Here is a 20,087-nt window from a genome sequence, read left to right on the forward strand (position 1 = left end):
CTTTTCTATGCCGCCTTAGGTATGAAGACCGCTTTGTTCTCCTATGGGAATTTAAACAAGGAGATTCTCATTTCCGGCAAAGAGCGGAGAGAAGGTCACCAGCTACCGATATTTTCCATCGATGCCCAGGGCTCCTGAGGCTCCTGTTTGTCTCCTCTTTGCAGCAGTTCTATGGAGATGTTATCCGGAGAGCGTATGAACGCCATCCAACCGTCGCGCGGCGGACGATTGATTGTGACGCCTTGATTCATCAGGCGCTGGCAGAGCGCATAAATGTCATCGACCTCGTAAGCCAGATGACCGAAATTGCGTCCGCCGTCATATTGCTCGGGATCCCAGTTATAAGTCAATTCCAGTTCCGGGGCATGCGTCGATTCCGCGCTGCCTTTGTCCAGCGGCGCAGACAGATAGACTAACGTGAATCGACCTTCTTCGCTCTCTATTCGGCGGGTTTCCACCAGCCCTAATTTATTGCAATAGAAATCCAGAGACTCGTCCAGATCCTTGACTCGTACCATTGTATGTAAATAACGCATTTGTTGATTTCACTGTTTGGTTAAAAGGATTCTGCTATGCTAAGCGGCGCTATAGTGCGGTTCAAAATTCGCTTTTTACCCTTCACGAGCTTTTCTAGGGTTGTAAGCGATGAAAGAATTTCGATTTGCGCTGCATTTATTTTCAACCCGATACTTTAACCAGATTAGCCCTATAAAACAATGACCGAGTACCCAGAAAAAACCTGTGACATAGATCGTCTGATTCGCCATCCGAAATTAGTAGCAGCCGCCTTAGAAGGCCGTAAAACCCAGCAACGCCGCGACGGCTTGTATGCCTATCCCGATGAAACTTTCGAGCTGGAAGGGGTTCGCTTTATCGTAACCGCGGTAGAAAAACAAACACTGGGCGACATGAGTGACCGCGATGCTCAGGCGGAAGGATACCCCAATCTGGAGTTCTATCGCGATTTAATTATCAAGATGCATCCGGGGATGAGCTGGGACGATACGCACAGCGTATGGGTGCATACATTCACTCGCGTTCAGGAATAACAATTCCCTTGCTGGCCATATCCTGCAGTATCGTTAAGCCGCCTTCGATAATGATTTGTTGATTCGGTTGGGCGGCTTCCGTGGCCAATTGCTGTAAACATGCTGCCGTATTGATGCCGTCGTGCTGTTGAATCATCTGCAGCAGTCTGAAGGTCATCGCGTTGATCTGGATAAAATGCACCTCATCGACGCTATCACGATACACCAGCAAATAAGTCGGTTGTTCCGGCGCCGTCTCCGGCAAATAGTCGGGAGAAATTTTTTGCACCGGGTATCGATAAACCAGCGGCCAGGCCAGCGGCGATAAGGCGATGTTTTGTTGCAAAAGCGTGTCGATAAAGGTCTCATCGGCTGGCGCGACATGCTCTTGGGCGATCGATAGCGCCATTTCCACCCATTCGTAATGCGCCAATTCCAGCAGGAAAGGGTAATCGTCGGCATTGTCACGTTCATGTTGCAGGTATTCCAGAAACTCTTCCGGTATTTCGGAAAAATACGGCGAGCGGCTGACATGCTTGCTGAAAAAATCCTGACTCAATTCAAACCATTGTTGATTGCTCAGAATGCGTTTTAACACCGGAAAGTTGCTGCTCAGGAAACTGTCGACATTGTTGAAAAATAGCTCTCGGTAGGTGTCCATGCGCTGTTTTTTGACATCGCTCGGGCACGGATTATTGGCCGGGTCGCGGATATAGGCGGCGAATTCGGCTTGCTTGGCTTTGAAGTCTGTCTTAGGCTGTGCGCTGCTCATGTTGGCTGCCCCAGGCTTTCTGAATGCTACGGATCGTGTCGACTTCTTTTAACAACACGTCCAATGACGGAATATTGAAGTCGCGCTCCAGTAACGTTGGAAACACGCCATAAAGCTCATAGGCCTTGCCCAGCAGTTTCCACACCGGGTCGATCACTTCGGCGCCGTGGGTGTCGACCAGAAAATCGTCCGCTTCGACATAGTGGCCGGCAATGTGGGCATAGGCGATGCGTTTGGCCGGAATCGCGCGCAGGAAGGCTTCGGCATCATAACCGTGGTTGATGCTGTTGACATAGATGTTGTTGATATCGATCAGCACATCGCAATCGGCTTCTTCGGCGACGGCGTTGAAAAAAGCGATTTCATCCATTTCCTGGCCCGGCGCAGCGTAATAGGAGACGTTTTCGATCGCGATTTTTTGTTCCAGAATATCTTGCACCTGCTTGATGCGTTCCGCGACATGCTTGACGGCATCAGAGGTAAAGGGGATCGGCATTAGATCGTATAAATGGCCTTCGTGGCTACAGTAGCTTAAATGTTCGCTGTAGAATTTGATTCGATGTTCGCTCAGGAAGGCTTTCACCGCGCGGACAAAGTCTTCATCGAGCGGATCGCTGCTGCCGATCGACAAGGACAGGCCGTGACAGACAAAATCAAAGCGTTCGGTCAGTGCGCGAAATTGTTTGCCTAGCTTGCCGCCTAGAGTCATCCAGTTTTCCGGCGCGACTTCGTAAAAAGAGACGTTTTCCGGCGGATGATCGACTATTTCGCTTAAAAATGAGCGTCGTAAACCCAGACCGGCGTCATGCACGAGATTTTGACATGTTTCCATATGTTTACCTCTTGGAAACTAACGATAAAAAAGTCAGCAGCTTTGACTGCAGAGAAGGGTGCAAGTCGGCCGGAGCCTATTGCACCCGACGGGATTTTTGGGGGATTTATTCGCCCTTTCCTTCGTTTTCCATCATCGCGCCGCAGGACATTTCACCGCCCTTTCCTTCGTTTTCCATCATCGCGCCGCAGGACATTTCACCGCCCTTTCCTTCATTTTCCATCATCGCGCCACAGGACATTTCACCGCCTTTCATGTCCTTGCCTTTCATCATGCCGCCCATGCCGCATTTGCCTTCCTTGCCTTTCATCATCGCGCCGCAGGAATTTTCCATGCCTTTTTTCATTTTGCCGTTTTCCATCATATCGCCGCAGCGTCCTTCGCCGCATTTACCTTCAGTATCTTTAGGCTTGGACATACCCATGCCGCATTTGCCTTCCTTGCCTTTCATCATCGCACCGCAGGAATTCTCCATGCCTTTTTTCATTTTGCCGTTTTCCATCATCGCGCCGCATTGACCTTCGCCGCAGCTGGCTTCCTTGGATTTTTTGCCGCCCGAATAAGGGACGACGCTATAGCCCTTACCCGCTTCGGCGACCTGCATGTAACCTTCGGAGAGTTCGGTCATCGCGAACGGATTGGTTTCGGCTTGTGCCGATGTTGCGGTGAGTGAGGTGACAAGAGCGGTTCCCATCGCAGTAGCCAATGGAGTTTTATGCATTTTTTTCATTAGTAATCCTCTTTGCTGTTTTTTATTGTTTGAAATATAGTAACTATTCAGCTTGATACTGAGAAAACATTTTTATACTGAATAGTTACGAAATATAAAGCGCATCCATTGCGGCATACGATATGAAATAGATCGATGCAGTTCATGTTAAGCATTGCCCTACGACTATACAGAAAAATGAACGTTCCATCCATAAAGGGGATGCCTTTCAGCAATTCCAAGTTTGAGCGTTTTAGCGCTGTTTAGGGCCTGGAGAGTGTCTGTCGAGGAACGCCGTTCACCCAGCACCTAAATTATCCTGGAATGTAAAATATAGTCCTGTAGCCATGGAATTAGGTGCTGGGTAAACTCACCCCTGGGGGACTCCCTGCCGCCGACACCCTCGCCAAACACACCCCAAGACCTCTTTGTTATTCTAATGGGTAGTTGTTGATATCGCCTCACGGCCTCATTAAGGTTCGTTGGGAAGTTTCGTGCATTAACTGTCGGTCTTATCCTTATATTCGCACAGATCCGCGATCACGCAGCTTTGGCAGCGCGGTTTACGGGCGATGCAGGTATAGCGACCATGTAAAATCAATAGGTGATGCGCGTCTTTTTTATGTTGCTTCGGCACCCATTTTTCCAACTTTTTTTCCACTTCCAGCACGGTTTTGCCCGGTGCGATTCGTGTGCGATTCGATACCCTGAAAATATGCGTATCGACGGCGATGGTCGGTTGGTCAAATGCGGTGTTTAGAATCACATTGGCGGTTTTTCGGCCGACCCCGGCCAGTGCTTCCAATTGCTCGCGGCTCTGCGGAACTTCGCCGTCGTGTTTTTCCAGCAAGCTCCGGCACAGCTTGATGATATTGGCGGCCTTGCTGTTGTAGAGGCCGATGGTCTTGATGTATTCCTTCAGCCCCTCTTCGCCGAGCTCCAGAATGGCTTGTGGGGTGTTGGCGACCGGGTACAGCTTGGCGGTGGCTTTATTGACCCCCTTGTCGGTAGCCTGAGCGGACAATACGACCGCAATCAATAATTCAAATGGCGTGCTGTAGTTCAGCTCCGTCGTGGGTTCGGGGATGGCGGCGGCCAGGCGATCGAAAATCGCCAGTCGTTTTTCTTTGTTCATTAAAACGAGTGTTTATTGGATAATGCGCAATTTTCTGTTTGTTAGTTTAAAGCACCAGTTTGAGTGTTTTAGCGGTGTTTAGGACTTGGGGTGTGTCTGTCGAGGAACCCATCCTTGGGAGGGCTGACGGCGGACTCCCTGACGCCGAGATCCTTGTCAAACACACCCCGCGCACTTTTTGATCTCTTAAATAGGTGTTGCTCGCATGCTAGCCTCAGACCGGCTTTAGCCTTTAGTGATCACGCCAGCATGTTTTTCAAATGAGCCAGGCTAGCCTTGCCACGCTCCTTGACGACTTCGGGGTCCAGCTGTTTTTTGTTGGCCCATTCCAGGTCGCCTTCCGGTAATTCATTCAGGAAGCGGCTGGGTTCGCACTCGGTCATTTCGCCGTAGCGTTTGCGATGGGTGCAGTAACTGAACGTGCAGCTTTTCTGCGCGCGGGTGATGCCGACATAGGCCAGCCGTCGTTCTTCCTCGATATTATCGGTTTCGATGCTGTTTTGATGCGGCAGCAGATTTTCCTCCATGCCAATCAAAAACACATGCGGAAATTCCAGTCCCTTGGAGGCATGCAAGGTCATCAGACTGACCTGGTCGCCGGCTTCCTGCTCCTGATTTCGTTCCAGGATATCCATTAACAGCACCTTGCTGATGATTTCCGCCAGCGATTTTTCCCCGCCCTGTTCATTGCCGGCGATGCGTTTCAGCCAGTCGATCAGTTCGTAGACATTGGAAATTTTGCGTTCGGCCGAGGCCGGCGTTTTACTGTTTTCCTGCAGCCATTGCTCATAATTGATTTGCTGAATCACCTCGTCGATGACGGCGAAGGTGTCTTCCCGTTCGATGCGCTCGGCGGTATCGGAAACCCAATGGCAGAATCTTTGCAACCGTTGCACGGCTTTTTCCGCCAGCCTTTGTTGCAGACCGAATTCGGAGCAGGCGGCGAACAGGCTGACATGGCGCTGATTGGCGTAGTCGCCGAGCGTTTCCAGTGTGCTAGGGCCGATTTCGCGGCGTGGCGTGTTGATGATGCGCAAAAAGGCGGCATCGTCCTCGTGATTCACGAACAGGCGTAGATAGGCCAGGATGTCCTTGATTTCGGAATAGGCGAAGAACGAGGTGCTGCCGCTGATGAAATAAGGCACATTGTTTTCCCGCAAGCCTCGTTCAAACAGCCGTGATTGATGGTTGCCGCGATAGAGTATCGCGTAGTCGGCGTAACTGCCGCCGTGTCTGAATTTATGATGGATGATTTCGGAGACGATCTGTTTGGCTTCGGTGATATCGTTTTTATGGCTTAATACTCGCAGCGGTTCGCCAAAACCTAGATTACTCCATAGTTTCTTGTCGAAGGTATGGGGGTTGTTGGCGATCAGCTGATTGGCGACCTTCAGGATGCGGCCGGCGGAGCGATAGTTTTGTTCCAGCTTGATGACTTGCAGGCGGCCGTAATCCTTCTGCAACTGGCTCAGGTTCTCCGGTTGCGCGCCACGCCAGGCGTAAATGGATTGGTCGTCATCGCCGACCACGGTGAAGCGGCCCAGGTTGCCGGCCAGCAGGCGCACCAATTGATATTGAGTGATATTGGTGTCCTGATATTCATCGACCAGCAGATAGCGGATGCGGTTCTGCCATTTTTCCAGGATCTCCGGATGTTGTTGGAACAATAACACCGGCAATAAAATCAGGTCGTCGAAATCGACCGCATTATAGGCCTTCAGGCTGCGGTTAAAATCGACATATAGACGAGCTGCCGCCAAGGTCTCATGATCGGCATTGCTGAGCGCCTGTTCCGGGGTCACGAAGGCGTTTTTCCATTGTCCGATCTGCCGGTTATAGCTTTCCACGGCATCGATGTCGCAGTCCTTGAGGCCGTGATTGATTAGGCTGCGCAACAGGCTCAGCTTGTCCTGTTCATCAAATAGGGTAATAGCCGATTTGTAGCCCAATGTCTTATGCTCTTTACGCAGGATGTCCAAGCCCAAGGAATGGAAGGTCGAAACCCGCAGCCCTTTGCTTTGCGAGTCGTCCAGCAGGCGCGCGACCCGCTCCTTCATCTCCCGGGCCGCCTTGTTGGTGAAGGTCACCGCGGCGATGTTGCGCGCCGAGGTGCCCTGCTGCACCAAATAGGCGATTTTTTCGGTAATGACGCGGGTTTTGCCGCTGCCGGCCCCGGCCAACACCAATAACGGACGATCGATAGTCTTCACAGCGGCAAGCTGTTGTGGATTTAATTTAGCCATAATTTAAACAGCGCGATCGAGTTTGCGGTAACTGATGGCTTCGCTGACATGCGAAGTATTGATGGCTTCACTACCGGCCAGATCGGCAATGGTTCTAGCCAGTTTTAGGATGCGATGATAGGCGCGGTGCGACAGAGCGAATTTTTCCAGCGCCTGCTCCAGCAATTGATGACTTTGTTCGGACAAGGGACAGAATTCTTTCACGCCGGGGGAGGTTAACAGAGCGTTGGCTTTTCCGCAACGCGCCAATGCCCGTTGACGTGCAGCGACGACTCTTTGTTTGATGTCGGCGCTGCTTTCCTCGCCTTGTGGCGAGCCTTGGCGCAATACCTCCAGCGAGACCCTGGGAACTTCCAGGTGCATGTCGATGCGGTCCAGCAGTGGTCCGGATATGCGGGCGCGGTAACGTTCGACCTGTTCGGCGGTGCAATGGCAGCGGCCGGAAGGATCGCCCAGATAGCCGCAGGGGCAGGGGTTCATCGCGGCAATCAGCTGAAAGCGGGCGGGGAAGTCGGCCTGACGGCTGGCTCGGGAAATGGTGATGTAGCCGTTTTCCAGCGGCTCTCTGAGAACCTCCAGCACCTTGCGGTCGAATTCCGGCAGTTCGTCGAGAAACAGCATGCCGTGATGGGCCAATGATATTTCTCCAGGCCTTGGATTGCTGCCCCCGCCGATCAGCGCTGCGGCGGAGGCGCTATGATGGGGTGCGCGGAATGGCGGCCGGCGCCATTGACTGATATCCAAGCCCTGATTGCTGATCGACGCTATCGCCGCCGTTTCCTGCGCCTGTTGTTCACTTAGGTCCGGCACGATGCTCGGCATGCGCGCCGCCAGCATCGACTTACCGGTGCCGGGCGGGCCCATCATCAATAAATTGTGCCCGCCGGCGGCGGCGATTTCCAACGCTCTCTTGACCTGGAAGTGGCCTTGCACATCGGCAAAGTCTAGCGCGTGGTCGCTTACCGGCGTGTCGTGTTCAGCCAGCGTCGTTTCGATCGATTTTTGCCCACTCAGGTGAGCGCAGACTTGCAGCAGGCTATCGGCCGGAATTAGCTCGGCCTGCTTCACTAACGCGGCTTCGGCCAGGTTTTCGCTGGGCAGTATCAGCTGTCTGTCCGCATCGCGGCTATGAATGGCGACGGGCAGTGCGCCGCTGATCGGGCGTAACTCGCCGCCTAACGACAGTTCGCCTATGCACTCGTAACGGCTCAATGCTTGCTTGGGTATTTGCTCGGAAGCGGCCAGAATGCCCAGTGCGATAGCGAGATCGAAGCGGCCGCCTTCCTTGGGCAGGTCGGCCGGCGCCAGATTGATCGTGATGCGCTGGATCGGGAATTCGAAATGCGAGTTCAGAATCGCGCCGCGCACGCGATCCTTGCTCTCCTTGACCGCCGTTTCCGGCAGGCCAACGATGCTCAACGACGGCAGGCCATTGCTAACGTGAACTTCGACCGTCACGAGTGGCGCATCGATGCCGGAACGGCCGCGGCTGTATACAATGGCGAGTGACATAGGGGTAAATATACCAGCGTATGCTTATGAGGGCCAAGGAAACCCGACTGTCAGTCTTTGGGCAGTTGTTGCTCCATGTCGGCAACGCGTTTTTCCAAGTCTTCCAGCTTGCTGCGCGTTTTTGCCAAGACCGCCTTTTGCACTTCGAATTCCTCGCGGCTAACCAGATCCAGTTTGCCTAGCGCGCTTTGCAAAATGGCGTGAAAGTTTTTTTCCAGGTCTTCTTTCAGGTTGCTGAAGCCGGGAGGAATGGCGCCGGATAAGCGGCTGGCGATATCATCAATAGCTTTGGGGTCTATCATAATAGTCTCTTAATCGTTGGTCTTGGGGAAGTGTCGATTTAATCAGCACTACTCTAGTTGTAACGTAACGACTCACCCCCATTCGTAGGGTGGATGCGCCCTTCAGGCTTATCCCCCTACATGCCCTGCCGCGTTCGATAAGTGGGGCGAGCAGTTACGTTGTAACTATTCAGTCTGGTCTCGAGAAAATCCATTTTATACTGAATAGTGACCTCTAGCTTAACAAGGGAGATGTTCCCTGCATAACTTTTCGGTGTCGGCCTGTTCCAGCGGTGACTGGGTCAGTTCACAATGGAAATGATTTTCCCTCTCGCCAAAAAAGCGGCAGGTCCGACATAAGCCGAAGCTTTTCGAATGGTTGGCGGCTTGCAGGGCCGAAAGGGTCACGTTCAGCGCATCATCGATCGATTCGAATTGTTGCGCCGAAACCTGTTGTTCGGCTTGATCAAAAATTTCCAGCGGTTGCAAGCCGTTGATCAATTCCAATCCAGCTTCGGTCAGCACTAGATGCACGACTCGACGGTCTTCGGTATCCGGCACTTTTTCGATGTAGTTTTTCCGTTCCAATACCTGAATCGATTGAGAAACCGTGCCTTTGGTCGAACCTAGATATTCGGTTACCGCGGCCGGCGTATCGCTGTATCGATTGCATTTGGCCAGATATTCCAGCACCTGTCCGTGAACGGGCTGCAGGCCGATAGCGGCGTATCGTTTGCGTTCTTCCGAACGCACCAAGGTGCTGATGCGTTCGATAAGCTTAAAGGTGTTTAACTCGTGCATGACGAAATTTTAGCACAAGTCATGCCAAACCCTAGCAATATTGGCGAGTTTATTTCGCCTCTGCTCGCTACGCTCCCTAGCTCAGAAACTATTCGAGATGGAAGAGGCAAGCATGAAGTCAATTAGGCGCATGAAAATTTAATGGTGGCTAAGCGTTTTAGCGGTGTTTAGGCCTGAGGTGTGTCTGTCGAGGAACGCCGTTCACCCAGCACCTATGTTTCATCATGCCGTTATTGCGTTTTCATCGCCTTCTTGAAAAACTCCGGCTGCGCCAGGCTGGCCTTATGGATATCGCTGTTGTAATAAACGGTATCGAAGACTTTATTGGCGGCATCCTGTTCGCGGAAGGTCGATAATTCGGCCTTACCGGCGATGGTCGCGCTCCACCAGCCCGACGGATAGACGCACTGCGGAAAGAATAAGGTCTGTAGATCGCCGAAGCCGGCTGCGCTCATCGCTCCGCGCATCTCGCCCAGCAAGCGCAGATGATACAGCGCCGATTCGCTTTGTTGTATCACCATGCCGTTGGCGGTCAGACAATTGTAGCAGTCGCGGTAGAACGCTTCGCTGAACAGGCCTTCGGCCGGGCCGACCGGGTCGGTGCTGTCGACGATAATCAGGTCGACGCTGTCCGGGGCGGCGTCCTTGACCCATTTGATGCCGTCGATGAATTTCAATTGCGCGCGCGGATCGTCATTGGACGCGCACAGTTCCGGGAAATAACGCTCCGCCAGGCGGGTGACGCGTTCGTCGATATCGATTTGCACGACTTCTTCCACGCCCGGGTGTTTCAGCACCTCTTTCAGCGTGCCGCAGTCGCCGCCGCCGATGATCCAGACTTTTTTCGGGTCCGGATGAGTGAACAAGGCCGGATGACTCATCATTTCGTGATAGAAAAAATTGTCGCGGCTGGTCAGCATCACGCAGCCGTCGATCACCATCAGGTTGCCGAAGCCTTCGGTTTCGTAGATTTCCAGGAACTGAAAGTCGGATTGCTCTTCGTGCAGTTTTTGTTTGATTTTTAATGAAAACGCCGAGCCATCGGCCGTCCATTGTTCGGTAAACCATTGTGAAGCTTCAAGCATTGTGTTGTCCTGAAATAAAGGTAAAAGAATCGGCTTCATTATATTAAAATTCTCTTTAAATTAGCATAGCCAGGATGACAAAGTGAGACAAAAATGGTCGATTGAACAATCCGCGCAACTCTACGCGCTGCCGCATTGGGGAAAAGATTATTTTTCCATTAACGGCGAGGGACATGTTTGTGTCAAGCCCAGGGCCGATCTCGACACCGAGGTGGATCTGTTTGAGGTCGCCAGGGCCTTACAGGGCAAGAAGCTGTCTTTTCCGGTGCTGTTGCGTTTTCCGGATATCCTGCGCGACCGGATCAACAGGCTGCAAACAGCCTTTGACGATAGTTGCGCCGGTCATGGTTATCGGGGCCGCTATACGCCGGTTTATCCGATCAAAGTCAATCAACAGGGCACCGTGGTCGAAAATATCGTGGCCGCCGAGCATATCGGCCTGGAAGCCGGCAGCAAACCCGAATTGCTGGCGATTTTGGGGATGGCGCCGCGCGCCGGCGTGATCGTCTGTAACGGTTATAAAGACCGCGCCTATATCCGCATGGCATTGATTGGCCGGCAAATGGGGCAGCAGGTTTATATCGTGGTCGAAAAACCCTCCGAGCTGGACATGGTTTTCGCGGAGGCGGAAAAGCTGCAGGTCAGGCCGCAGCTGGGCATACGGGTCAGGCTGTCGACGATCAGCGCCGGCAAGTGGCAGAACAGTGGCGGCGAGAAATCGAAATTCGGTCTGCACGCCAGTGAGGTGCTGCAATTGATCGATCGCTTGAGGCAGCGGGAAATGCTGGATTGCCTGCAGTTAATGCATTTTCACATGGGCTCGCAAATCGCCAATATTCACGACATCAAGCTGGCCTTGAAGGAGGCGGGTCAGTTTTATTTGCAGCTGCAGAAACTCGGCGCCAATATCACCACGGTCGATGCCGGCGGCGGTCTCGGCGTCGATTACGACGGCAGCGCCTCCAGGCGTGAATGTTCGATCAATTACAGTCTCAACGAATATGCCGAAAATATCGTCAGAAGCTTCACCGAAGTCTGCGATGCCCATAATTTGCAACACCCGGACATCATCACCGAATCCGGCCGCGCGATTACCGCGCACCATGCGCTGATGATTACCAACGTCACCGAGGTCGAGGCGTTGCCGGTCGATGCCGCGGCGGTCGAACGGGTTTCTCAGCAGCGCAATATCGTCGAGGTCTATCACAATATTCAGTTCGACATCGCCGAGGCGCGCACCTTGTTTGTGCAAGGGGATCTGAGCTTGCAGGAACTGGCCGTCGCTGAAAGACGCTATATCAACGCCTGTCACGGCGTCCGCGCACAACTGAATCCGGAAAACCATAATCAGCGCGAAATTTTGCGGGAATTGGATGAAAAACTGGCCGACAAAGTCTTCTGTAATTTTTCCCTGTTCCAGTCGATGCCGGATATCTGGGGCATCGAGCAGATTTTTCCGATCATGCCGATACATCGTTTGCAGGAGCGGCCACAGCGACGCGGGGTCATTCAGGATCTGACCTGTGATTCCGACGGCCGCATCGATCAGTATGTCGATCATCAGAACATCGAAAACACGCTGCCGATTCATCAGATTGAATCGGACCAAGCGTATTTGATCGGTTTTTTCATGCTGGGCGCCTATCAGGAAATTCTCGGCGATATGCACAATCTGTTCGGCGATACCCATTCGTTCAATATCGAGCTGGATCAGAACGGTTATCACATCGGCGATTTTTTGGAAGGCGAACACGTCAGCGATTTATTGGACTATGTCCATATCAACGTCGAGTCGCTGAAATCGACCTATTACGAAAAATTGCAGCAGAGTCACTTGAGCGACGAACAGCGGGAGTGTTATCTACAGGAGTTGAATGCCGGTTTGAAGGCTTACACTTATTTGGAGAAATAACATGAAAGCGGGATTTATCGGATTGGGCGCGATGGGCATGGGCATGGCCCGCAATGTGGCGAAAGCGGGCTTGCTGGCGGCGGTTTATAATCGCAGCGAACATAAAGCCCGGCAACTGGCGACAGAATTGGGCGTTGTGGCCAGCGATACGCCGGAACAATTGGCCGAGCAGGTCGATGTGGTGTTGATTTGTGTCTCGGCCGATCAGGACGTGCTGGAAATGGTCAACGCGGTCGCGGCCGCGATCAAGCCCGGCGGCATCGTCGTCGACATGTCGACGGTCAGCATCGAAACGGCCAGGAAGGCGGCGGCGATGCTGGCGGAAAAGCGGGCGGCCTTTCTGGATGCGCCGGTTTCCGGCGGCGTCGAGGGCGCCGATAAAGGCACGTTGGCGATGATGGTCGGCGGCGAGGAGCAGGCGCTGGCGACGGTCAGGCCGGTGCTGGAAAGCATGGCGGCGCGCATTATCCGTATGGGCCCTGCCGGCTCCGGTCAGGCGACCAAGGCGGTCAATCAAATCATGGCCGCCGGCATCAATCAGGCGGTGACCGAGGCCTTGGCTTTCGGTCAGGCCCAGGGACTGGAGATGGATAAGGTGGTTGAAGTGGTTTCCGGCGGCGCCGCCGGAAACTGGTTTTTACAGCATCGCGGTCCGACGATGACGCGGGATATTTTCAAGCCGGGTTTCAAGGTCGCGCTGCATCACAAGGATTTAACCATTTGCCGGCAGATGGCCGAGCAAAGCGGCGTCGATTCGCCGTTAACCGAGATGACGCTGGCCGATTACGAGAAATTGATGGCCGCAGACCATGGCGATGAGGATATTTCTGCGTTGTATCGTTTGAAACGGCCGAAATGATGGGCTCGCTTAACGCTTAAAGGCCCGGGGGCGGGCGCGCCGCGAACGGCTATTTACCGCAGCAGCGCTTGAATTTTTTGCCGCTGCCGCACGGACAGGGCGCGTTCCTGCCCTGATTGCTTTGTTGGCCGACCTTACCGACCGATTTGACCATGCCGTCCAGATACAGCCAACGGCCGGCTTTTTTGACGAAACGGCTGATCTCGTGCATCGCGTATTCTTCGCCTTCCAGCGTGTAATAGGCTTTGAATTCGACGATGCCTTTGCTGTCTTTTTCGCCGCCTTTCTTTTTGCCGACGATTTCCAGCCGGGTCCATTCGACGTCGCCCTCCTTGGAGAAATCGATGCCGTCCGGTCGTTTGCCGCTGTCCCACGTTTCCAGCAGATAGCTTTCGTTATGCTGAGCATAAGCGGTGAAGCGGGAGCGCATCAATGCTTCGGCCGTCGCCGCCGATCGTGCGCCGGAATGCAATTGCGCGCAGCATTGTTCTTTGTCGATGTTCGAGCCGCAAAGGCATAAGGAGTCGCTGGACATGGAGTAAAACGGAATTCTTGCAAAGCCGGCAAGTTTACCTTAACGGTCACAAGTTAGCCACATCGATGGCAGCATCAGTTTGAGCATTTTTGCTGTGTTTAGGGCATGGGGTGTGTCTGTCGAGGAGCGCCGTTCACCCAGCACCTAAATTATTCTGGAATGTAAAATATAGTCCAGTAGACATGGAATTTAGGTGCTGGGTGAACCCATCCCTGGGGGCTTGACGGCAGCATCCTTGCTGCCGACATCCTCGCCAGACACACCCCATGCCCTTTTTGAACGCCAAAGTGGGAATTGCTGCATCGATGGACATGAGCGCATGCCGGGATGTCGCCGACGGAGCACCGTAGGTCACGATGCCCGCGCCCTTGCGCCATGGCATTTCAACCCGCCGGCTTTCTAAGTCCTCGGCCCTCCGCGCGAATAACCTAAACTTGTCCCAGCAATTCCGGTAGCAAACCGGCCAGTTGTTGTTGCTGGCGCTTCTTCATCAAGCGGTTGGCGGTGATGATGCTTTGCAGTTCGGCCAGCGCTTGTTGAAAATCGTCATTGACGACCAGATAATCGAATTCGCCATAATGGCTCATTTCCGTCACCGCATCGCGCATGCGTCGGGCGATGATTTCGTCGCTGTCCTGTCCGCGTCCTTTCAGGCGCTGTTGCAGAACGGCTATCGAAGGCGGCAGGATGAAGATGGACAGGCAATCCGGAATCATTTTTCTGACCTGCTGAGCGCCCTGCCAATCGATTTCCAGAATCACATCCGAACCCGCAGCCAGGGTCTCTTCCACCGTCTGCTTGGCGGTGCCGTAAAAATTATCGAACACGCGGGCGTATTCGAGAAAAGCCTCCCGTTCGATCATTTTTTTAAATTCATCGACCGAGACAAAGAAATAATCGCGCCCGTGCTCCTCGCCGTCACGCATAGACCGGGTGGTATGCGAAACCGATACGGTCAACTGATCCATATCGGCTATCAGTTGTTTCACCAAGCTGGTTTTTCCGGCCCCGGAAGGCGCCGAAATAATATAAAGTTTTCCTGTAATCATCACTTATTATTCGATAATTTGGCTTTGCTCGCGCATTGAAAATCTGCAATCAAAAATAATCAATAGCCAGTATGGTTCGCTCCACAGCATCGGTAGGGTATGCATTGCGTAACCTACGAGGCCAAGCCATATGATAGCAGTTTTGGTGTTGAGCGGGTAAGCGCGACTCGGTCCCTCGTCACTGTTCCGGTTATAGCGACGATAAAGCCTCATATCATCCCAGCTCCTGATCGATCCTAGAAAGCTCATCTAGTGCTTGATCTTCCATCACTTGCAATACAAACATCTCATAGCCAAACTCACCAAGATATTGCTCGTAGAGCGCGACCTCACGGGCAAGATCTTGTAGCGCCGCCGAGTTCGGCAGGCTGTTTTGAAGCGCTGCAACGCGTGCCTTAAGCGGCAGGTAATAATCGAGCCAAGCTTGCTCACTCAAGGTGAAGTGGCTTAATACCACATAACCTGCCTTTTCCATTTGGCTGATACGCGTGGCTACGGTTTGTATGTCTGGGTATTCCTGTCGCCAAAAATCTAATGCTGCTTGGCTTGAGGTATTCGTTAACCACACCAAATCACTGAGCACCAAACAGCCTCGATTTTGCAACAGCGGTCGCCACTGGGTAAGGGCGTTTTTAACGCCCATGATGTATGCCGACCCCTCGGCCCAAATCAGGTCAAAGCTTTTTGGCGCAAAAGGTAATTCCGCCATACTGGCGCACTGCGTGGTAACGCGCTCCGCTAAGCCCTGTTCTGTTAATCTCTGCGCTAACTGACTTAGTGCGTTAAGTTCATTATCCACCGCGATCACCCGGGCTTGGGTGTGCTGTGCCAACAGGGTGGTCGAAAACCCTTTTCCACAACCGATATCCACGGCCTTGGTTGGTGTTGTGGGTAATAGCTGCAACGCTTTTAAAGAGTCTTCTTCCGTCCCTGGTCCCCAGCGCTCCAAGGGCTGGTATACGGTCATAAAGTCGGCCACGTATTGATCGTGTTCATTCATATCTTTCGACAACCAATTCAAATGCAGGGCCTGTTTTTCATTAAAGCCTTGCTGCTTTAACCAATCCAGATGGGCATCTGGTGCTAATTTATCGGTCTGTTGATGCCAAGGACGCAGCAAGCCTTCACCCAGCAAGGCCGCTAACAAATCGCGCGCCTGCTGTTTTTGGGCAATGTCTTCATCCAATTGTTGTAAGCGTTTTTTAAGCACAGCGCGTTCAACTTTGCTGCCTAAGCAGGCCTTACACTCCTTGAGTGTCAGGCCGCCTGCTTGCAGTTGTTGCAGTAAATACAGCCGCTGAACATCTTTATCGAGGTACAGCCGATAGCCGTTGGTTTGGCGTGTCCCATGTAATACCCCTTGTTTCTCGTAGTAGAGCAAGGTTGAGCGCGACAGTCCCACTTTTTTCGGCCAATTCAGAAATGCGATACACAGATAAAACTCCAAAGTTGACTCAAACTGACCAAATTTTTAATGACGATAAACTATGAAGTTATAGACAGGTCAAATGGTCTTGGCAAAAAATAGCGGTAAACATGAATTTGCTTTCGATTGGCTGAGAAACTGAAGCAGATCAAGATACTTACTTTGTAGGTCTACAGATTGTTACCAATAAGGTAACTTTGTGTAGACCTTTAGGTGATAGGAAAAGAAGCTGTCAACATCTCAGCGGCAAATACTGGGTAAAGTACAAGGGCATCACGATATTGGTTTGTTCTAGCTTTGAGGAACCTTGCGTTCCCGTTAACTTAAACGTTTTATTTGGTGAGCACTTTTCAATGTAGGACGCCAGCGATTTAGCTCGCGTGCGTTTGCCGCTTTTTACTTCGACAGGGACGATATGTCCTTCATCCGTTGCTAAAATAAATTCGATTTCGGCGCGGGCGTCATTCCAGGAATAACTTGGGTCAACGCCAATGGCGGTGAGTTCTTGTTGCACAAAATTTTCAGCAACGTAACCTTTATATTCGTAGTTTTGCTGTTTGATTTCCTTATAACTGCTACCCAGCATATGATTGAGCAAGCCCACATCAAACAAAAATAGTTTTACCATATTCTCTTTTTTATAGGCCGCCAGAGGCGATTTCGGCAACCCTTCAATGGGGTAGTTCGGCAAGGCTAAGTGGCAACAGGTAAGCCAATGGATTGCGGTTTCAAAATCGCTGTAGCGAGACTTGCGCTCATGAACGTGCTTAAATTTAAAGCGTTTAACGGATTCATCGGCAACCAGCGATAATTGTGATGGAATACTATTAAACACCGATTCAATCACTGTGGCATCGACCTTGCCCGCGTATTTACCAAAATCGCGGCGATAGCCTTCAACTAAATCAGCATGAATTTTAGAGACTTTTTCAACACGTTCTAAAATGCTCGATTCTTTATATTGATACCAAGCAGAAATTGCTTCCGGCATGCCACCCGTAAAAAAGTAGTCCGTCAGTTTATCCATCAGTTTAGTGTGTACTGCCGGTGTGCTTGCTTGGCTATCAAAGGCTTTGATCAGCGCCTGTTCCTTTGATGCATAAATAAATTCTTGGAAGGTTAGTGGTCGTAAATTGTATTGTTCCACCTTGCCAACTGGAAAGGTATTGAGCAAACCAATGTTCGAGCCGCTGGCCGCGACAAAATAGGACGGTGCTTTTTCGGCAAAATACTTTAGTGAGGTAACGGCGCGTTCACATTCGCCAATTTCATCTAAGATCAGCAGATCCGTTTCTGGGTTGAACGTCTGGTTGGTCAGTAGCTCAATGTTCATTAACAGTTCGTCAGGTGACAGTGAGCCATCGAACGCTTCTTTGTAGGCAGGGTTTTCAAGAAAGTCGATACGAAGGATGTTGGCAAAGGTGTTACCAAACAACTCTTGCAGCAGATAAGTTTTACCCGTTTGCCTAGCGCCATCGATCAATAATGGCTTACGCATAGGTTGGTTTTTCCATGCAATTAGGGCGTTGAGTAAGGTGCGCTGCATTGTCTTTTCCTGTCAATAAGATCGTTAACCGGTCAATACTATAACCTATCCAACACTTTTATGCGCAAAAAAGTGTGAAATTTTACATTTTCATGCGCATAAAAGTGTTTTTGCGCTCGCTTTGTCTTTAGCTCGGCAGTATTCATAGTTTCACTTTTATCCTCGATTTCTCACTTCATTTGTTCACAAGCCGCACACCACCCCTTGGGCATCTGGGGCAGTATGGGCAAAGTCTCAAACCATCTCGCTTTGCCATCACTCAACCATGCCCACAATGCTCTTATTGCTTGGGGCATTGTTTAAAAACTGGGACAGGTGGTTACCTATACCCTCAGAAAGCTGCAAGATCTTGGCATTTATCTGCCTACCGCGTCCGTTTAGTGCTGGCAAACTCCTAACTGAACTTAACAGATCAGTGAGGAAACAAAGAATGAACCCAACTACTCAACCTTTTACAGCTCAATCAGCCGCAGCATCATCGTCCACAACAGCAACAGGCCAAGGCCGCCAGCAGCGTATTTTGCGTTTGCCTGAGGTTAAGGCTAAAACCGGCTTTGGCCGAAGTACCATTTATGCCTTGATGGCCAACGGTGAATTTCCGCATTCCATTCGTATTGGGGCTCGTGCCGTGGGTTGGTTAGAAAGCGATATCGATCAGTGGATTGAAACACGCCTTGCCGGTGCCGCATATGGCCGTGGGTAATACATCAACATCTAACTTGCCAACCCACAGTGCCATGAATAGCGCCATGAATAGCGCCCTAAACAGCAACACGCCAACATTGCCGCCGTTACCGGCTGGTTTTGCCTACAACGCGCAAAACTGGCTGGTGATGCAACCGGCAGGGCAAGATAGCCCAATCAAAATCTGCTCTTGGCTGCAAGTAGCCGCACGTACCCGTGACCCACAAGGGGACAACTACGGCTATTTGCTGAACTGGTTAGACGATGATAACCGCCATCGCTACTGGGCCATGCCTGCGGAGCTATTGGCAGGAGATGGCAGCGAGTACCGCCGAATTTTACTCAGTCGAGGCATGCGCCTAAGCAACAGCGTAAAAGCGCGGCAGTTACTCTCGCTGTTTATTCAGCAAATGGGCGAACTGGCCACCCAAAAAGCCATTAGTGTGAACTGCATAGGCTGGCACCACAGCGCCTATGTGCATCCGCGCACTACTTTTTACCCAAGCCAACAAGCCGAAAGCCCGCGTATGGTGCTGCAAACCATGCACCCCATCGAAGGGTTTATCCAACGAGGCAGCAGCGACAGTTGGCGACAACAGGTTGGCCGTTATTGTCTGGATAATCCGCTGTTAATGGTGGGCGTCTGTGCTGCGCTATCTGCGCCATTACTGCATCTATGTGGTGGTGTGGATGGTTTTGGTTTACACCTCTACGGTGCCAGCAGTACCGGTAAAACCGCTGCGCTGTATCCGGCGTTATCCGTTTGGGGCGAACTCAATCAACTGCGCCATAGTTGGCGTGCCACTGCCAACGGTTTAGAAGGCACCGCCTTGGCCCATAACGATGCCTTACTCGCGCTCGATGAAATGGGCGAGGTGGACCCAAAAGAAGCGGGCGATGTCGCCTACATGCTTGCCAATGGCCAAGGTAAAACCCGCGCGGGCAAGTACGGTGAAATGCGCTTACCCGCCCGTTGGCGCTTGGTGTTTTTATCTACCGGAGAAGTTACCTTAGAAAGCCACCTCGCCAGCATAGGTAAGCGCGTGAAAGCAGGACAGCAAGTGCGAGTGATCGATCTTAGTGCTGATGCTGGTGCGCAAATGGGCGTATTTAATCACAGTCACGGTATGAATGCGGCCGATTTAGCCGATCATCTAAAACAGCAAAGCCGCCAACATTACGGCACCTTAGCCTTGGATTGGTTAAGGTATATAACTGAGCATAGCGAACAGGTTCGCCCCGTTTTCCAAGCCGTACGCCAACGTTTTTTAGCCAGCTTACCCTCTGAGGCAGATGGCCAAGTGCACCGAGTAGCAGAAAAGTTTGCCTTACTGGCCAGCGCGGGGCTGTTAGCCATTCAAGCCAAAGTGCTAGATTGGCCAGGCCAAAACGTAGAAGCGGCCTGTTTAACCCAGCTCAATCAATGGATACTCGCCCGCGGTGGTGTCGCTGCCAATGAAGACCAACAAGCCATTCGCCAGGTGCGCAGCTTTATTGAGCAACATGGCGAAAGTCGCTTCACCCCTAAACAAACAGGCTACAGCAGCCAAGTACGCCAACGGGCTGGTTGGATCGATACCCCCCACAAACCCTATACCTGTTTTACCCAACCGGCTGGCGCGAAGCCACCGAAGGCTTAAGCCCAGAGCGCGCCGCCAAAGCCCTTATGGCCGCAGGC

Annotated in this window: 19 protein-coding genes; 5 read left to right on the forward strand and 14 right to left on the reverse strand. The window is 52.0% G+C overall.

Annotation, left to right across the window (positions count from 1 at the left end; translation table 11 throughout):
- Nucleotides 1-95: 95 nt before the first annotated feature.
- A complete protein-coding gene (locus tag Q9L42_RS04235; RefSeq protein ID WP_305909671.1) occupies nucleotides 96-536 on the reverse strand; it encodes a VOC family protein in 441 nt (146 codons plus the stop codon).
- Nucleotides 537-716: 180 nt separating this feature from the next.
- On the opposite strand from Q9L42_RS04235, the gene Q9L42_RS04240 reads away from it, so the two are divergent.
- Entirely contained in the window at nucleotides 717-1,049 is a 333-nt protein-coding gene (locus tag Q9L42_RS04240; protein WP_305909670.1) for an ASCH domain-containing protein, read from the forward strand.
- On the opposite strand, the gene Q9L42_RS04245 is transcribed toward Q9L42_RS04240, so the two are convergent.
- The 9 genes from Q9L42_RS04245 to speE all read right to left on the reverse strand — a co-directional run bounded on the left by Q9L42_RS04245 (nucleotide 1,030) and on the right by speE (nucleotide 10,398).
- Entirely contained in the window at nucleotides 1,030-1,800 is a 771-nt protein-coding gene (locus Q9L42_RS04245; RefSeq protein WP_305909669.1) for an HvfC family RiPP maturation protein, read from the reverse strand. The genes Q9L42_RS04240 and Q9L42_RS04245 overlap by 20 nt on opposite strands.
- Nucleotides 1,781-2,632: an HvfB family MNIO-type RiPP peptide maturase gene (locus Q9L42_RS04250; RefSeq protein WP_305909668.1), complete on the reverse strand. Its 852-nt coding sequence runs from the start codon at nucleotides 2,630-2,632 to the stop codon at nucleotides 1,781-1,783. Before Q9L42_RS04250 ends, Q9L42_RS04245 begins: the two co-directional genes overlap by 20 nt.
- 106 nt (nucleotides 2,633-2,738) lie before the next feature.
- Nucleotides 2,739-3,362: an HvfA family oxazolone/thioamide-modified RiPP metallophore gene (locus tag Q9L42_RS04255; protein ID WP_305909667.1), complete on the reverse strand. Its 624-nt coding sequence runs from the start codon at nucleotides 3,360-3,362 to the stop codon at nucleotides 2,739-2,741.
- Nucleotides 3,363-3,840: 478 nt separating this feature from the next.
- Nucleotides 3,841-4,476 (reverse strand): endonuclease III, encoded by a 636-nt coding sequence (gene nth / locus Q9L42_RS04260; RefSeq protein WP_349432037.1) that lies wholly within the window; start codon nucleotides 4,474-4,476, stop codon nucleotides 3,841-3,843.
- Between the two features lie 239 nt (nucleotides 4,477-4,715).
- Nucleotides 4,716-6,719, reverse strand: a complete 2,004-nt coding sequence (gene rep / locus Q9L42_RS04265; RefSeq protein WP_349432039.1) for a DNA helicase Rep — start codon at nucleotides 6,717-6,719, stop codon at nucleotides 4,716-4,718.
- Between the two features lie 3 nt (nucleotides 6,720-6,722).
- Nucleotides 6,723-8,231, reverse strand: a complete 1,509-nt coding sequence (locus Q9L42_RS04270) for a YifB family Mg chelatase-like AAA ATPase (protein ID WP_305909666.1) — start codon at nucleotides 8,229-8,231, stop codon at nucleotides 6,723-6,725.
- A 50-nt stretch (nucleotides 8,232-8,281) separates the two neighbouring features.
- Nucleotides 8,282-8,533, reverse strand: coding sequence for a ubiquinone biosynthesis accessory factor UbiK (ubiK, locus tag Q9L42_RS04275; protein WP_305909665.1), 252 nt, complete (start codon nucleotides 8,531-8,533; stop codon nucleotides 8,282-8,284).
- A 219-nt stretch (nucleotides 8,534-8,752) separates the two neighbouring features.
- On the reverse strand, nucleotides 8,753-9,313 hold the full coding sequence (locus Q9L42_RS04280; protein ID WP_305909664.1) for a MarR family winged helix-turn-helix transcriptional regulator: 561 nt from the start codon (nucleotides 9,311-9,313) through the stop codon (nucleotides 8,753-8,755).
- A gap of 230 nt (nucleotides 9,314-9,543) precedes the next feature.
- Entirely contained in the window at nucleotides 9,544-10,398 is an 855-nt protein-coding gene (gene speE, locus Q9L42_RS04285) for a polyamine aminopropyltransferase (protein ID WP_349432041.1), read from the reverse strand.
- Nucleotides 10,399-10,480: 82 nt separating this feature from the next.
- Here speE and speA point away from each other — a divergent pair, with 82 nt between their 5' ends.
- Both speA and Q9L42_RS04295 read left to right on the forward strand, forming a co-directional pair.
- Nucleotides 10,481-12,310, forward strand: a complete 1,830-nt coding sequence (gene speA / locus Q9L42_RS04290) for a biosynthetic arginine decarboxylase (RefSeq protein ID WP_305909663.1) — start codon at nucleotides 10,481-10,483, stop codon at nucleotides 12,308-12,310.
- 1 nt (nucleotide 12,311) lies between these two features.
- Complete coding sequence (locus Q9L42_RS04295) at nucleotides 12,312-13,169, forward strand: NAD(P)-dependent oxidoreductase (RefSeq protein ID WP_305909662.1); 858 nt, start codon at nucleotides 12,312-12,314, stop codon at nucleotides 13,167-13,169.
- A 49-nt stretch (nucleotides 13,170-13,218) separates the two neighbouring features.
- Here Q9L42_RS04295 and Q9L42_RS04300 read toward each other — a convergent pair whose 3' ends face one another.
- From Q9L42_RS04300 to Q9L42_RS04315, 4 genes are all read right to left on the reverse strand, one after another.
- Complete coding sequence (locus tag Q9L42_RS04300; protein ID WP_305909661.1) at nucleotides 13,219-13,704, reverse strand: YchJ family protein; 486 nt, start codon at nucleotides 13,702-13,704, stop codon at nucleotides 13,219-13,221.
- Nucleotides 13,705-14,132: 428 nt separating this feature from the next.
- Entirely contained in the window at nucleotides 14,133-14,753 is a 621-nt protein-coding gene (gmk, locus tag Q9L42_RS04305; protein WP_305909660.1) for a guanylate kinase, read from the reverse strand.
- A 214-nt stretch (nucleotides 14,754-14,967) separates the two neighbouring features.
- The gene (locus tag Q9L42_RS04310; RefSeq protein WP_305909659.1) at nucleotides 14,968-16,200 is read right to left on the reverse strand and encodes a MerR family transcriptional regulator; all 1,233 of its coding nucleotides are present in this window, start codon (nucleotides 16,198-16,200) and stop codon (nucleotides 14,968-14,970) included.
- A 211-nt stretch (nucleotides 16,201-16,411) separates the two neighbouring features.
- Nucleotides 16,412-17,725 carry an ATP-binding protein gene (locus tag Q9L42_RS04315; protein ID WP_305909658.1) on the reverse strand — a complete coding sequence of 438 codons (1,314 nt, stop codon included), beginning with the start codon at nucleotides 17,723-17,725 and terminating at the stop codon, nucleotides 16,412-16,414.
- A 430-nt stretch (nucleotides 17,726-18,155) separates the two neighbouring features.
- On the opposite strand from Q9L42_RS04315, the gene Q9L42_RS04320 reads away from it, so the two are divergent.
- Nucleotides 18,156-18,428, forward strand: a complete 273-nt coding sequence (locus Q9L42_RS04320) for a helix-turn-helix transcriptional regulator (RefSeq protein ID WP_305909657.1) — start codon at nucleotides 18,156-18,158, stop codon at nucleotides 18,426-18,428.
- Nucleotides 18,429-18,462: 34 nt separating this feature from the next.
- The gene (locus Q9L42_RS04325; RefSeq protein ID WP_349432045.1) at nucleotides 18,463-20,049 is read left to right on the forward strand and encodes a DUF927 domain-containing protein; all 1,587 of its coding nucleotides are present in this window, start codon (nucleotides 18,463-18,465) and stop codon (nucleotides 20,047-20,049) included.
- Nucleotides 20,050-20,087: the final 38 nt, after the last annotated feature.

The organism is Methylomarinum sp. Ch1-1, from assembly GCF_030717995.2.
Lineage (GTDB): Bacteria > Pseudomonadota > Gammaproteobacteria > Methylococcales > Methylomonadaceae > Methylomarinum > Methylomarinum roseum.